This window comes from Synechococcus sp. MIT S9503 (assembly GCF_047304175.1).
Lineage (GTDB): Bacteria > Cyanobacteriota > Cyanobacteriia > PCC-6307 > Cyanobiaceae > Synechococcus_C.
Genome location: NZ_CP138955.1, coordinates 2,152,694 through 2,167,053 on the forward strand (window position 1 = coordinate 2,152,694; position 14,360 = coordinate 2,167,053).

14 protein-coding genes are annotated in these 14,360 nt (G+C 60.2%); 5 read left to right on the forward strand and 9 right to left on the reverse strand.

Features of this window, described 5'->3' with window-relative positions:
* Positions 1-63: 63 nt before the first annotated feature.
* Positions 64-873 carry a thiazole synthase gene (locus tag SIB56_RS11860; RefSeq protein ID WP_413324134.1) on the reverse strand — a complete coding sequence of 270 codons (810 nt, stop codon included), beginning with the start codon at positions 871-873 and terminating at the stop codon, positions 64-66.
* Here SIB56_RS11860 and SIB56_RS11865 point away from each other — a divergent pair.
* A complete protein-coding gene (locus SIB56_RS11865) occupies positions 851-1,486 on the forward strand; it encodes a hypothetical protein (protein ID WP_413324135.1) in 636 nt (211 codons plus the stop codon). The two genes, SIB56_RS11860 and SIB56_RS11865, sit on opposite strands and share 23 nt — an antisense overlap.
* On the opposite strand, the gene SIB56_RS11870 is transcribed toward SIB56_RS11865, so the two are convergent.
* From SIB56_RS11870 to rpmI, 3 genes are all read right to left on the reverse strand, one after another.
* The gene (locus SIB56_RS11870; protein WP_413324136.1) at positions 1,454-2,044 is read right to left on the reverse strand and encodes a hypothetical protein; all 591 of its coding nucleotides are present in this window, start codon (positions 2,042-2,044) and stop codon (positions 1,454-1,456) included. The genes SIB56_RS11865 and SIB56_RS11870 overlap by 33 nt on opposite strands.
* Positions 2,045-2,078: 34 nt before the next feature.
* The gene (rplT, locus tag SIB56_RS11875) at positions 2,079-2,426 is read right to left on the reverse strand and encodes a 50S ribosomal protein L20 (RefSeq protein WP_413324137.1); all 348 of its coding nucleotides are present in this window, start codon (positions 2,424-2,426) and stop codon (positions 2,079-2,081) included.
* A 68-nt stretch (positions 2,427-2,494) separates the two neighbouring features.
* Positions 2,495-2,692 (reverse strand): 50S ribosomal protein L35, encoded by a 198-nt coding sequence (gene rpmI / locus SIB56_RS11880; protein WP_413324138.1) that lies wholly within the window; start codon positions 2,690-2,692, stop codon positions 2,495-2,497.
* On the opposite strand from rpmI, the gene SIB56_RS11885 reads away from it, so the two are divergent.
* The gene (locus tag SIB56_RS11885) at positions 2,604-4,394 is read left to right on the forward strand and encodes a SpoIID/LytB domain-containing protein (RefSeq protein ID WP_413324139.1); all 1,791 of its coding nucleotides are present in this window, start codon (positions 2,604-2,606) and stop codon (positions 4,392-4,394) included. The genes rpmI and SIB56_RS11885 overlap by 89 nt on opposite strands.
* A gap of 31 nt (positions 4,395-4,425) precedes the next feature.
* Positions 4,426-5,775, forward strand: coding sequence for a glycosyltransferase (locus tag SIB56_RS11890; protein ID WP_413324140.1), 1,350 nt, complete (start codon positions 4,426-4,428; stop codon positions 5,773-5,775).
* On the opposite strand, the gene SIB56_RS11895 is transcribed toward SIB56_RS11890, so the two are convergent.
* The 5 genes from SIB56_RS11895 to tig all read right to left on the reverse strand — a co-directional run bounded on the left by SIB56_RS11895 (position 5,772) and on the right by tig (position 12,188).
* Positions 5,772-7,706 (reverse strand): DNA polymerase III subunit gamma/tau, encoded by a 1,935-nt coding sequence (locus SIB56_RS11895; RefSeq protein WP_413324141.1) that lies wholly within the window; start codon positions 7,704-7,706, stop codon positions 5,772-5,774. The two genes, SIB56_RS11890 and SIB56_RS11895, sit on opposite strands and share 4 nt — an antisense overlap.
* Positions 7,707-7,729: 23 nt before the next feature.
* On the reverse strand, positions 7,730-8,434 hold the full coding sequence (locus tag SIB56_RS11900) for a lecithin retinol acyltransferase family protein (protein WP_413324142.1): 705 nt from the start codon (positions 8,432-8,434) through the stop codon (positions 7,730-7,732).
* Positions 8,435-8,568: 134 nt separating this feature from the next.
* Entirely contained in the window at positions 8,569-9,924 is a 1,356-nt protein-coding gene (gene clpX, locus SIB56_RS11905; protein ID WP_413324143.1) for an ATP-dependent protease ATP-binding subunit ClpX, read from the reverse strand.
* Between the two features lie 87 nt (positions 9,925-10,011).
* Complete coding sequence (clpP, locus tag SIB56_RS11910; protein WP_413327362.1) at positions 10,012-10,701, reverse strand: ATP-dependent Clp endopeptidase proteolytic subunit ClpP; 690 nt, start codon at positions 10,699-10,701, stop codon at positions 10,012-10,014.
* Positions 10,702-10,742: 41 nt separating this feature from the next.
* Positions 10,743-12,188, reverse strand: coding sequence for a trigger factor (gene tig / locus SIB56_RS11915; protein ID WP_413324144.1), 1,446 nt, complete (start codon positions 12,186-12,188; stop codon positions 10,743-10,745).
* Between the two features lie 165 nt (positions 12,189-12,353).
* Between tig and SIB56_RS11920 the strand changes: the two genes are divergently transcribed.
* Together SIB56_RS11920 and dapA are read left to right on the forward strand one after the other, a co-directional pair.
* Positions 12,354-13,385 carry an aspartate-semialdehyde dehydrogenase gene (locus tag SIB56_RS11920; protein ID WP_413324145.1) on the forward strand — a complete coding sequence of 344 codons (1,032 nt, stop codon included), beginning with the start codon at positions 12,354-12,356 and terminating at the stop codon, positions 13,383-13,385.
* 5 nt (positions 13,386-13,390) lie between these two features.
* On the forward strand, positions 13,391-14,299 hold the full coding sequence (gene dapA / locus SIB56_RS11925) for a 4-hydroxy-tetrahydrodipicolinate synthase (RefSeq protein ID WP_413324146.1): 909 nt from the start codon (positions 13,391-13,393) through the stop codon (positions 14,297-14,299).
* The last annotated feature ends 61 nt before the right edge of the window (positions 14,300-14,360 follow it).

Sequence of the window (14,360 nt, forward strand, 5' to 3'; positions counted from 1 at the left end):
TTATGAGTTCAATTGCCTAACAACAGCGTTTGTTTCGCTTGCTTCATGTCACTTCATCTGTCTTCACTTGACCAGGCCTGTGCTCGGAGAGCTGGCACTGGCCTGTGCTCGTTGCGGCAGTCGGCCTGAAAGGAAAGCGGTGCGACCTGCCTGCACGGCCTGTCCCATCGCTTCGGCCATTGCCGCGGGATCGCCGGCGAGGGCGATTGCACTGTTCACCAGGACGGCATCGGCTCCCATCTCCAGGGCGGCGGCGGCTTCACTGGGGACGCCGATGCCTGCATCCACCACAACAGGAACACCGGCGTTTTCAACGATCAGCTCGATGTTCGAGGCATTGCGCAGCCCCTGTCCCGATCCGATTGGTGAGCCCAGCGGCATCACTGTTGCGCAGCCCACCTCTTCAAGCCGTTTTGCCAGAAGTGGATCGGCGTTGATGTAGGGCAGCACCGTGAATCCCTCCTTCACGAGCTGTTCAGCTGCCTCCAGTGTTCCGAAAGGATCCGGCAGGAGATACCGGCTGTCAGGAATGACCTCGAGTTTCACAAAGGTGTTGTCTTCCTGTCCTGCCAGCTTGGCCAGCTCACGGCCCAGTCTGGCCACGCGCACGGCTTCTTCAGCACAGGCGCAGCCTGCAGTGTTGGGAAGCATCCAGATTCTGTTCCAGTCGATGGCTTCCATCAGTCCTGCGTGCCCTGCCGCCACGGTCTGAACCCTTCTCACGGCCACGGTCACCATGTCGCAACCGGAGCGATCCAGGCTGTGCTGCATCGTCGCCAGATCCGGATACTTTCCCGTGCCGGTGAACAGCCTGCTCGTGAACTGCCGGCCACCGATCAGAAGCGGGTCGGTGCTGGTCGGAGTCGAAGCCATTGAAGGAGCAGCGGACTGGTGTGGAACCGGATCGGAAGTCGAACAGGCCAGGGTTGTAGGACCTACCCTGCGCCCATCATCCGTTCTCGTCATGCCCATCACTATGGACATGAACGCGCCGATCGAGATACCGGCGACGTTCGAACCGTCCTTGCCTCTGGATGCCTCCGTCTTGAAGGAGCCATTCGAGCTGGAAGGGTTGGTTGAGCGTTTTGATCCGGTCGCCAGGGCCTCCAGTCTTGCGATTTCAATGCCGCGTGAGTGGTGTGGCAGTTACACCTCGTTCACTTCCGGCAACAGTGTGGATGTGAAACTCACATTTGCGAGTGTCAGGCCGATCGGACAGATGCTCGATCTGCGCGGAAACATGCAGATTGGCTCTAGAAGCACACCTGTGCAGGGCAATCTCAACGCCACATCCGACCAGGTGGATCTTCTGCCGCTTGCCGGCCAGCTCGGCGATGAACTCGAGTCGGGAGGCAGTTTTCTCGCTCTTCAGGGGATGGCTCTGTCGAGCTGGCAGGCTCCCCGAATCACCAACCGGGGCGGCAGCCTCAATCTTGCTCCCAGCTGTCCAGGTTCAGAAGCCCCTGCTGTCCGTGCTCTCTGGTGAGCTCTTCTGCGACTGAATAAATGAGCTTGCTTGTCGCCCCCGGGATGTTTTTTCCAAGCGCCTGAGACGATTCCTGGCTGTTTTATTGGCTGGCTCCAGCGCCAGCACTTTGCGATAAAGATCGGCTGCCTCTTCCCTGTTGAGCAGACGCTCCTGTGCGAACGCGAGATTGTTCAGCGCAACTGGATAGTCCTGCTTCGCCTGCAGAGCGAATTTGTAGTGACGCACTGCTCCGGAGAAGTCCTTCTGAGCAGCGAGCGAAAATCCGAGTGCGTTCTGGATGAGCGCTCGCGCTTCCTGAGGTTCCTTGTTCAAACGCTTCACGGCCTGTCGCAGTGTTGCGGTGGCCTGGGGGTAGAGGCGTTTGCGCAACTGAACGCTGGCCAGCTCGTAGAGATCTCCAGCGTCTTTGGACGAACCAGCCTCTGACTGTTCGAGACGGATGAGCTCCATTTCGTCACGACGAACGCGCAGAAGCTGGCGACCTGCAATGACAGCAGCGATTGCCAGCAAGCCGATCAGGCCAAGCAGATAGGTCTGCGGCAGGAAGGAAGTCATGAAGGCTGGTTGATGTCCCTCAACGGGACGCTATTCAACCCTGTGTGGCGTTCACAACGCTGGCGAAGCTGGAGGGATCCACCACTGCCATTTGAGCCAGCATTTTGCGGTTCAGGCGCACATCAGCTTTTTTGAGACCGCCGATCAGTCGGCTGTAACTCACACCGTTCAGACGTGCTGCAGCATTGATCCTGGCAATCCACAACCTGCGGAAATCGCGTTTGCGACGGCGGCGATCGCGGTAAGCATTGCAGAGGGCTTTCATCACCCGCTGGTTGGCGGTGCGGAAGAGAGTTCCGTTGCTTCCGCGAAAACCGCGAGCCAGGCGGAGAATCTTGTTGCGACGCTTACGGGCGACATTGCCTCTTTTGACGCGTGCCATGGGTCTGGAAAGGTGAAAGTAAGAAAGGTGTGATCAGATCCGTTACTGCTCGACGAGCAGGCCTCGGCTCAGGCGTAGGGCATCATCAGAGACACACGCTCTTCGTCGGTGCGATCAACGACGGCCTTGGTTTTCAGGTGCCGCTTCAGTTTCGGGCTCTTGTGATCGAGCAGGTGATTGTGGAATGCGCGCCGGCGCATGAATTTGCCGGTGCCTGTCGCCTTGAACCGCTTGGCGGCTGCTTTGCGGGTCTTGAGCTTGGGCATTTCTTTGGCGGCGCGTGGCACAAACGACAAACATAGAACCTCACCCTCCTTTCAGCCAAACCATTTCTTCAGGTTCATGCTCAGATCAGCTCTCAAGTCCGCTGCAATCCCCCGCTCTGTTCCAGGTGCTGTGGCTGGGCTGAAGGCTCTTCCATGGATCTGTTTTCCTGTCCTGGCTGCCTCTGGCTGCCAGGCTCAGGTGATCAATCCGCCCCAGCTTCAGTCCAGCGCGGTAATGGTGCCGACACATCGTTCGGTGCCGCTGCCGCCTTCGGCGATGAATTCCGTTCTCTGGGTGTCGCTGAACGATCATCTTGGCGCTGGAACTCTGGCGGATCGACCGGCTCCCCAGCTGACGCTGATCAGCGCGGGGACTGCTCCTCTGCAGCTGCAGGACCGGGGCGGGAAACTACTCATCTCTTCCGACCGGTTGCGTTTCAGCTGGCGCAGGGTTCCTCTGCAGGAATCACTGGATGTGGCTCGACGTGTTGCAGGACCTTTCGCCAGTTTTGAATCGGCCGAGCGGATTGCCGGACGCTGGCGTGAACAGGGGGTGCGGGCTCAGGTGGCTCATCCGGGCGAGTGGGAGGTCTGGGGTCCAGCCGATGCTCCGGATCTGTCCGGTGTGTCCCTGCGCGATGTCAGCGAACGCATCAGCGATGTTGTGATGCCGGTGTTTGAAGGGCCGACTGGAGGCAGCACCCTTCAGGGTCCTCTTCAGGTGCATGCTCCCGATGGCATGCGCTGGAAAGGCGGTGTTCTGCGCGGACCGTTCCGTCTCCAGCCCGATGCCTACGGCAGCTGGACCCTGCTTGAGCAGCTTCCTCTGGAGCGTTATCTCGAGGGAGTCGTGCCCCATGAGATCGGGGCGGGATCACCCGCGGCCGCTTTGCAGGCACAGGCCGTGCTGGCCCGCACCTGGGCCCTGGCCAACAGTCATCGTTTTGCCCTGGACGGATACCACCTCTGCAGCGACACCCAGTGTCAGGTGTACAGCGATCCCCGTCAGGCAAGCCCTTCGGTGCGACAGGCCATCCGCGCAACTTCAGGTGAGGTTCTGTTGTGGAACGGCAAGCCGATCCATGCCGTCTATCACGCATCCAATGGTGGTGTCAGCGCCCTGGCTGAAGAGGCCTGGGCCATGGAGCCGCTTCCTTATGTAAGGGCCCTGGCGGATGGGGAGACCGCCTGGAGTCAGTCGATTCCCCTGCCTTTGCAGAGCGCCCAGGATGTGCAGTCTCTGCTCAATAATCGCGCTGCTTATGGAGCGGGTCATCCCCGTTTCCGCTGGAGTCGCGACTACAGCGCAGGACAGCTTGCAAAGGCTCTCGCTGCAGCTGGTCAGGGAAATGCTGCACCTACAGCGATGACTGTGCTCAAGCGTGGCCCCAGTGGACGCGTTCTGGCTCTCCAGATCGATCGGGAGCGTGGAGCGAAGCCGGTGGTGTTGAAACTCGATGCGATCCGGCGCACGCTGCGTCGTTTGCCCAGCACGCTGTTCATTGTTGAATCAGGAGGTGCAGGCACCTGGCGCTTTCAGGGTGGAGGGTTTGGCCACGGAGTCGGGTTGTCCCAGGCCGGCGCGATCGATCTCGCCGCTCGCGGCTGGACTGTTCAACGGATTCTTCAGCACTACTACCCAGGAACTCAGCTGGGGCCTTTCAGAGCTTCTGCCGGGACCGCTCCTGCGGAAGCCCCTTAAAGTCGCTTTGTTTCGACGTCTTGGGAGGGCTGTGGTCGCAGGGACTGGAGATCACCGACGCGGCAAGACTGTTGTTTTTCTGGCGGCCTGTGGCTGGGCCGGTGCAGCCCCTCATTGGCTCGATCCTTCCCGGAGCCTGATTCCTGCGGTCACCCTGGCCATGCTGCTCGGTGGCTATGCCCTGCGCACTCTGCTGCGAGGTCTCCATCAACGGACCTCGTCGGATGATGGTCGCCAAATCGATGACCAGTCATCCATTGCAGCGGAGTTGTGTCCCTCGGTGGATGTCGTTGTTGCTGCCCGTGATGAGGAAGCGGTCGTCACGCGTCTGGTGGAGAGGCTCAGTGCGCTGCGCTACCCCGATGGTCGACTCACTCTTTGTGTAGTGGATGACGGCAGTGAAGACCACACTCCCGATCGTCTTGCCGAGCTTCAGATCCGCTTCCCCGCCTTGCGGGTGATCCGTCGTCCTCGCAATGCCGGGGGAGGAAAGTCGGGTGCTCTCAATGCAGCTCTGGCTCAGACCCAGGGTGAATGGCTGCTGATTCTTGATGCAGATGCTCAGCTGTCAGCGGATCAGCTTGAGCGGTTGATGCCCTTTGCGACGAGCGGGGACTGGTCGGCCGTGCAGATGCGCAAAGCAGTCACCAATGCCAGTTCCAACTGGTTAACCCGGGTTCAGGCCATGGAGATGGCCTTTGATGCCCAGCTGCAGGATGGTCGTCTTGCGGGTGGAGGTGTGGCTGAACTGCGCGGCAACGGGGAGTTGTTGCGACGGGATCTGCTGGAGGCCTGCGGCGGTTTTAACGAAGACACCGTCACCGACGATCTGGATCTGAGTTTTCGCTTGATCCTTCAGGGAGCACGCATCGGCATCCTCTGGGATCCACCGGTCCAGGAGGAGGCTGTTGAGTCGCTTCAGGCGCTTTGGAAACAGCGTCAGCGCTGGGCCGAAGGTGGCTTGCAACGTTTTTTCGACTACTGGCCTGGGTTGATTTCTTCACGCCTGACCCATGCACAGCGAAGGGATATGGCCTGTTTTTTCCTTCTGCAATACGCCCTGCCCGTGGTCTCCTGGGCGGACCTGCTCACGAGTGTGATCAGCCGCACCACACCGGCTTACTGGCCTCTTTCGATCGTGGCTTTCAGTGTGTCTGGAGTGGCCTACTGGCGTGGTTGTCGGCGCCCCAGCGAAGGCCCTGAACTGCCGTCACCAGGTCTGTTCAATCTCCTGCTTGGCATCGCCTATCTCAGTCACTGGTTCCTCGTGATTCCCTGGGTCACACTGCGCATGGCCTTTCTTCCCAAACGACTTGTCTGGGCCAAAACCACTCACAGCGGTCAGGAGGAAACGCTTCAGGCTTCAGAGCCTGGGATCTAGCTGTTGAGGTCAACGTCCAAAACCTGACCGTTGAAAAAGTCAGCGAAGCGTTTCACTTTTTCGTCCATTGCTGAGGGTTCATTGCGCACCGGTGCGGAGGCGGCTGTCGGTGAAGCGGAAACGCTTGCAGGTTCTGGGTTGCTGGTTGATGCGTGGCCCGTGGGAATCGGCGGGGTTGAGCTGATCGGTTGAGGTTGCTCAGGCGTCTTGTTCGGTGTGGGTGCTGCCGGTGGCGCAGTCTCTGCAGGCACTGCGGCTGACTCAGGCCGTGTAGGCAGCTGGGCGCCGCTGGTTGGTGCAGTTGCGGGCGCTGGAGCTGTAGTTGGGCTTGATGTGCTCGGCATTGCCGCCATCGGTGCGGCTCCTCCATGGTTTTCGAGCACAAGCTGTCGGTTGCCGCCCATGGCTCGGGCGATCGCTTTTTCCAGCAGGGCCGCACGGCTCTGCACCATGCCCATCCAGTTTCCTGAGACCTGCACCACGGCACGGTGGCTGTCAATTCGCACCAGCCGGGCCTGCTGTGACAGCAGCATGCGTGTGGATGGAAGCTCCAGACTGGCCAGGATCTGCTGCCAGAGCTCTCCGAGATCTTCGTTTTGGGCAGGAGTTGTTGCGGCTTCTTTCGCTTCGGGCTCCGCTGCTGCCGTTGCCTTTGATCCAGATGCCTGGGCGGTGGATGTGTCCGGGAGGCTCACCGCAGCTGCATCTGAAGAAGCAGTTGCTGCTGGAGCAACAGACGGAGTTGGTGCGGGTGCGGGCGCTGGAACTGATGCTGCCGAGACCGGAGCTGGGACACTCGACCGAGCCGATGTTGGCGCTGCTGCTGTTGCTGTTGTTGATTCCGCCAGCAGGCCCAGCAACAGCACTTCCAGCCAAAGGCGCGGCTGAACGCTCTGTCGCAGCTGTTGTTCGGTGCCTCGCAGCTGAGACTGCCATTGCAGCAATCGGGCACGGCCGATGGATTTGGCGAGTGCGGGCAGCTGGTCTCGGAACTGTGGAGACACTCCGGTGAGCTCAAGCCGGTCCGGTGCGGCGGCCATGAGCACAAGATCCCGCAGGATGCCTGCCAGGCCCTGCAGCACCGAGCCTGCATCTCGGCCACGATCCAGCAGTTGCCGGCTGGCTTCCAGAAGCATCACCGGTTCGCTGGTGCTCATCGCCTGCACGAGTTCCAGTAACTCCTGTTCAGGAACGGCCCCCAGAAGATCCCACACCGAGCCGGCTTCGATCGGCCCAGGCAGCAGGCTGAGCTGGTCCAGCAGGCTTTCCGCATCACGAAGGCCTCCCTGGGCTCTCTGGGCCACAACATGCAGAGCCTCGGGTTGGATCGGGATCGACTCCTCTTCGGCGATCCATTGCAGGTGTTGTTCCAGCGCATCCAGGGGGATGCGCCGGAAGTCGAATCGCTGGCAGCGGCTGAGGATGGTGGGCAGAACCCTCTGAGGGTCTGTCGTGGCCAGCACGAACACCACCTGTGGTGGCGGTTCCTCAAGGGTCTTCAGCAGCGCATTGAACGCGGCGGTGGACAGCATGTGGCATTCGTCCACCACGTAGACCTTCCAGCGTGCCTGAACTGGAGCGAACCTGGATCGCTCGATCAGGTCGCGGATGTTGTCGACGCCTGTGTTTGAGGCGGCATCGATCTCGATCACATCCAGTGCCGTGCCGGTGGCGATCGAGTTGCAAAGGTCGCAGTTCCCGCAGGGTTCCGGTGTCGGCCCCTCATTGCTGAGGCAATTGAGTGAGCGGGCCAGGATGCGGGCACTGGAGGTCTTGCCCGTCCCCCGAGGTCCGCTGAAGAGATAGGCAGGTGCAATGCGGCCGCTGCGCAGAGCGTGGCCGAGGGTTGCGGCAATCGCTTCCTGACCAACCAGCTGATCAAGCCGCTGTGGCCGGTACTTGTGATGCAGTGGCTGGTACGGCTGGCTCATGCACTGCCGGCAGGATGCTGAGGCTACCGAGGTTCAGGTCCGGAGACTGTGTTTTCCTGCTGGGCGGTTTCCTGCAGGAGTGAGTGCAGCTTGTCTTCCATGTCTTCAACGGCAGCCAGTTCATCGGCAATGGTCCGACCGGTGAGTAACAGCTGCCGGCTGCGGCGGTCGACCCGTTCATCGGCTCCCTGGCCAGGCATGCCTTGCATCCAGCTCTCGGCCTGTTCCAGGGTGCTGTCGAGTTTCTCCATCAGCCGAACTCTCAGGCTCTGAAGTTGTTCAAGGCCTCGCAGGGCACGTTGGCGTGACTGTTCATCGATCACTCCCTTGCGAAGCAGCAATCCCAGTCCAGTGAGCAGTGCCGCCGGCATCAGCTGTCCGAGTGCCAAGGCGCCAAGGCTGCCTGTATGAAGCCAGTCTTCAATCTGACCGCTTCGGTGCCGACCTGTCTTGCACCAGTTGGCGAAATGCTCGCAGTTGTTGAACAGCAGGTTGTAGTTCTGTTCACCGATGCGACCCATGGCCCGGCGCAGTGTGACGCCAGGAGGCGATGCCTCGTCATGACTGACGACGCTCACCTCCTGATCACGGCTGAACTCCTCAAGCGAGCTGCGCAGAATTTCACGACCCTCGAGGTAATGAGCAACCGTGCCATCACCAAGATCGATGCCGTGATGCAGAAACAGACCGTGCTGGCGTGGAACCCTCAGATGGTCGGCGGTGGCCATGGCCGTGATGAAGGGCTCGCTTGAGTCTGTCGCGGAGTTCCGTTTCGAACAGTGGGGGGCTTCCGAACCCACGTTGGGCGGTTCGGAGCTGATGGGAACAGTGGCTTTGACTCAGCTGAAACCCGTTGCTGGGTTCAGGCTGATTCCTGCTGGCGATCCTTGGCGGGCAGCGACAGCACCTTGCCGCCCGTGTGCTCCTCGACCATGGCCCGGGTGATCGTGAAGTCGGGCACGTTTTTGCGGGAGGGCAGCTCATACATGAGATCGAGCATCAGCTCTTCAACGATCCCGCGCAGAGCTCTGGCACCGGTTTTGCGTCGGTGTGCCTCCTGAGCAATGGCTTCGATGGCTCCGGCCTCGAAGTCGAGTTTCACGTTGTCCATGCTCAACAGCGTTCGGAACTGTTTGACCAGCGCATCTCTGGGTTCCGTGAGAATGGATTCGAGAGCATGTTCGTCCAGTGGATCCAGCACTGCGCTCACCGGCATCCGTCCGATGAACTCGGGGATCAGTCCGTACTTCACGAGGTCGTCCGGCTCGAGGTGACGCAGCACCTGTGAGGCCTGAAGATCGCGAGTCGCCTTGCCACGACCGCGGCTGTCGCTGGGTACGAAGCCAATGGCGTTACGACCCATGCGTTTCTGCACCACATCGTCCAATCCCACAAAGGCACCACCACAGATGAACAGGATCTGGCTGGTGTCGATCTGGATGCAGTCCTGATAGGGGTGCTTGCGCCCTCCCTGGGGAGGAACGTTGGCCACAGTGCCTTCCAGCATCTTGAGCAGAGCCTGTTGCACTCCTTCCCCGGAGACATCCCTGGTGATCGAGGGGTTTTCGCTCTTGCGTGCGATCTTGTCGATCTCATCGATGTAGATGATTCCCCTTTGGGCGAGATCAACATCCATATCGGCCTTCTGCAGCAGCCTCAGCAGGATGTTCTCCACATCCTCACCCACGTAACCCGCCTCGGTGAGGGTTGTGGCATCAGCGACCGCGAAGGGCACATCCAGCATCTCCGCAAGAGTCTGGGCAAGCAGCGTCTTGCCACAGCCTGTGGGACCGATCAGCAGGATGTTGGATTTGTGCAGCCGGGTGGCGGTCTGTTCGGTCTCACCCTTGCCGTCGCCCTGCCATGCCAGACGCTTGTAGTGGTTGTAAACGGCCACTGACATCACCTTCTTGGCGGCGTCCTGACCAACGACCTGCTGGTCGAGGAATCCCTTGATCTCCTGTGGTTTGGGAATCGACGCCAGGGTCGGAGCGGGTTTACTGGTTTTGCGCGTCTGGCTCGAGCCGCTTTTGCGTGATGGCTCACTGCCCTGGCGGGTGCCGCCCTGCGCGTCGATCAGTTCCTCATCCAGGATCTCGTTGCAGAGATCGATGCACTCGTCACAGATGTAGACACCTGGACCGGCAATCAGCTTGCGCACCTGCTCCTGAGACTTTCCGCAGAAAGAGCACTTCAGATGGGCGTCGAACTTGGCCATCGGGCGCTTCGCAGATCAGTCGGTACACGGAGCCGGATCGAAGGAATCCGACCCGAATACTGAGGATCGCGACAGAAGCGGCTGATGTCAGCCCCCCGTAACGATTTCTCCGTCTCCGAAACTGTCCACCACGCGATCGATCAGGCCATAATCCACGGCTTCGGCTGGAGACATGAAATTGTCACGGTCTGTGTCCTCGGAGATCTTGTCGAGGGACTGGCCGGTGTGATCGGCCAGCAGACCGTTCAGGGTCTGCTTCAGGAAGAGAATTTCCTTGGCCTGGATCTCGATGTCCACAGCCTGGCCCTGGGCACCTCCAAGCGGTTGATGAATCATGATCCGGGCGTTGGGTAGGGCCAGTCGCTTGCCCTTGCTGCCCCCTGAGAGCAGGAAGGCCCCCATGGATGCGGCAAGGCCATAGCAGATGGTGACAACGTCAGGTGCCACCTGCTGCATGGTGTCGTAGATCGCCAGACCTGCCGTCACTGAGCCGCCCGGGGAGTTGATGTAGATCTGAATGTCCTTTTCTGGGTCCTCCGCCTCAAGGAACAACAGCTGAGCCACAAGAGCGTCAGCCACCTGATCATCAACACCGGTGCCGAGAAAAATGATCCGCTCGCGCAGCAGTCGGGAATAGATATCGAATGCACGGTCACCGCGACCGGACTGTTCAACAACAGTCGGGAGCACTCCGGGTGCTGACTGCGGGTGCTGCGAGACAGGCTGAATCCCCCGCCAGCGGTTCTGAATCGGATGGTGACTGCGGTCGTCGATCACTCGGCGGCGGGCGGGCTGTGCATGCAATCTATGGCTGCAGATCAGGCTTCGGCGTCATCACTGCTCTTCTTGGCGCTTTTCGCCTTGGTTGATTGTTTCTTCTCAGATGATTTGCTGCTCTTGGCCGCGGCTTTCTTGGCGGACGGCTTGTCGTCCTTCGCCGCGTCTTCAGGGGGTTTTTCGGTGATGGTGCTGTTGTCTTCCAGCCAACCCAGCAGTTTTTCCTGCAGAAGATCGTCCAGCACAGCCTGACGAAGCCGTTCGGGATCGATGTCGCGTTCGCCGGCCAGCTGCTGCTTCACCTCCGCCAGCTTGGCGTCAATGTCGCTGTCCTCGACAGCGAGCTTTTCGCTCTCGGCCAGGGCCGTGAGAGCAAAGCTTCGGCGCAGGCGTTCCTCAGCTTCCGGTCGTGAGGAATCCATCAGGTTGCGGACCAGTTCGGGCGTGAACAGAGATTTCACATCCATGCCTTGCTGGGCGAATTGTCCTGCCGTCTGCTCGACAAGATTGCGCACCTCCTGCTGGATCAGGCTTTCGGGGAGTTCGACCTCCAGCTGTTCCACCAGTGCTGCCAGCAGAGCGTCATGGCGGTTGCTGCGAGCGCGGCGTTCTGCGTCGTCCTTGAGACGCTTTTCCAAGTCGCTGCGCAGATCGGCCAAAGACTCCTGCTCGCTGGCCTGCTTGGCGAACTCATCGTTCAGTTCAGGCAGCTCGCGGGTCTTGAGGTCCTTGAGATCAATGACAAAGCTGGCCTTGCGACCGCGGGCATCCTCCTTGGGATAGTCCTCCGGGAATGTGCAGTCCACGGTCTTGCTGTCGCCGACCGACATGCCCACAACCCCTTCGATGAAGCCGGGGATCATGCGGCCATGCTCAAGGTCAACATCCATGGAATCGGCGCTGCCTCCTTCGATCTCAGTGCCGTCATCGCTGTAGGTGCCCTTGAAACCCAAAACGGCGATGTCACCCTTTTCAGCCTTGCGACCCTCCACGGGGACCACTGTGGCCAGCTGGCGACGTGAGTCCTCGATCATTTCGTCGACGCGGGCCGGGTCGTAGCTGACGCTTTCGGCTTCCGCTTTCAATCCTTTTGTACTTTTCAGTTTCGGGGTTGGAGCCACATCGGTTTCCAGCGTCACCGTAAGGCCTTCGTCAGGCTTGAAGCTCTCCAGCAGTTCGTCGAAACCTCCGCTCAGCTCGGGTTGGCCAAGAGCTTCGATCGTTTCCTGTTCGAGAGCATCTCGCCAGACGCTGTCAACGAGACTTTCCAGTGCGGTGGCGCGGATGCGCAGAGCGCCCAGCTGCTGCACCAGAACAGTGCGGGGGACTTTGCCTTTGCGGAAGCCCGGCAGATTGATGCTGCGGCTCAGCCGTTTGATGGCGTCCTCGTAACTGGCCTGACAGCGTTCAGCAGGAACAGCCACCTCCACAGCCAGTCGGCTACCGGGACGGGAGGACGTGGAAACCTTCAGGCTGGCGGCACTCATCGGCTGGGTCGCAGGTACAAGCAGCCCAACACATTAATTAAGTGCCCGACCATCACACCCGCGTAAGCTGCTTTGTAGGAAAAGCCACACCCTGTGTTCATTTTTCAGGGTTGTTGCAGCCGGTGGTTGCGCCACCCGTCCGTCTGAATCTGTATCCCCGTCCATTTGAGCCCCGTTAACTCATTACCGAATCGACCTCTCACGGTGGCCGTGCTCGGTGCCAGTGGTGCGGTGGGTCAGGAACTGCTTCAGCTTCTTGAGGAACGCTGCTTCCCGGTTGGTGAGCTGCGGCTGCTGGCGTCTGCCCGTTCCGCAGGGCAGATCTGTCAATGGAATGGAAAGACCATCAAGGTTCAGGAAGTCTGCGAGACCTCCTTTCAGGGCGTTGACCTGGTGCTGGCATCCGCTGGCGGTTCGGTGTCGCGGCAATGGCGGCAGGCGATTGTTGCCGCAGGTGCCGTGATGGTTGACAACTCCAGTGCCTTCCGTATGGAAGACGGTGTTCCTCTGGTGGTACCCGAGGTGAATCCGCAGGCGGCTCTTGATCACAGCGGTGTGATTGCCAATCCCAACTGCACCACGATCCTGCTGACTCTGGTTCTGGCCCCTCTTGCTGCCAGGCGTTCGATGCGCAGAGTTGTCGTCAGCACCTACCAGTCGGCCAGTGGTGCCGGGGCCCGTGCCATGGAGGAACTGAAGGACCTCTCTCGCATTGTGCTCGAGGGAGGGTCCCCCAGCAGTGAAGTTCTGCCTCACTCTCTTGCTTTCAACCTTTTTCTGCACAACTCACCGTTGCAGGCCAACAGCTACTGCGAAGAGGAAATGAAAATGGTCAACGAAACACGCAAGATCATGGCCTTGCCAGGGTTGAAGTTCACTGCGACCTGTGTGCGGGTGCCTGTGCTTCGTGCCCATTCGGAAGCGGTCAATGTGGAATTCGATGAGCCCTTCCCTGTGTCTGAGGCCCGTGAGCTGCTCGACGCTGCGCCTGGGGTGCAACTGTTTGAAGATCCCGTCAGCAACCGTTTTCCCATGCCCACGGATGTGACCGGCAGGGATCCGGTTGTTGTGGGCAGGATCCGCCAGGACATCAGTGAAGAAAAGGCACTCGAATTCTGGCTCTGTGGAGATCAGATCCGTAAGGGTGCGGCGCTCAATGCCATCCAGATCGCTGAACTTCTGTTGCCCGCCGCCTGAATCTCATGAGCACCGCTGCAGAACTGTCTCCCACTCCCTTCGGCCGTCTGGTGACGGCGATGGTCACCCCTTTCGATGAGCAGGGTGCCGTGGACCTTGCTCTTGCCGGACGTCTGGCGCGTCATCTCGTTGATGAGGGCTCCGAGGGTCTTGTCGTCTGTGGCACCACCGGTGAGTCGCCGACGCTCAGCTGGAGTGAGCAGCTGAAGATGCTTGAAGCGGTGCGGCAGGCGGTGGGCCCGGGAGTGCATGTGCTCGCGGGTACCGGCAGCAACTGCACCCGTGAGGCAGTGGAAGCCACCCGGGAGGCTGCGGCGGCCGGCGCTGACGGTGCTCTTGTGGTGGTGCCTTACTACAACAAGCCACCTCAGGACGGCATGGAAGCCCATTTCCGTGCGATCGCGCAGGCAGCTCCTGAGCTGCCGTTAATGCTCTACAACATCCCTGGCCGAACGGGTTGCAGTATGCAACCCTCCTCAGTGGCCAGGCTGATGGACTGCACCAACGTGGTGAGCTTCAAAGCCGCCAGTGGAACCACGGAGGAAGTCTCCCAACTGCGACAGGCCTGCGGACATCGTCTCGCGATCTACAGCGGCGATGATGCACTCACATTGCCGATGCTGTCGGTTGGAGCTGTGGGCGTTGTAAGTGTTGCCAGTCATGTGGTGGGTCGGCGACTGCACAACATGATTGAGGCCTATCTGGCTGGTCGGAACGCTGTTGCCCTTGCTCATCATGAGCAGCTTCTGCCTCTGTTCAATGCTCTCTTCTCCACCACCAATCCCATTCCGGTCAAAGCAGCGCTTGAACTAAGCGGCTGGCCGGTGGGTGTTCCCCGACTTCCACTGATTCCACTGGAGCCCGCCATGCGCGCAGCCCTCTCCGAAGCCCTCGATGCCCTGCGTCAGACCTGACGCCAAGGCTGCTGAAAGCGCTGATGTGCGCTCCCTGATCGATTTTTCCCATACGCAAGCG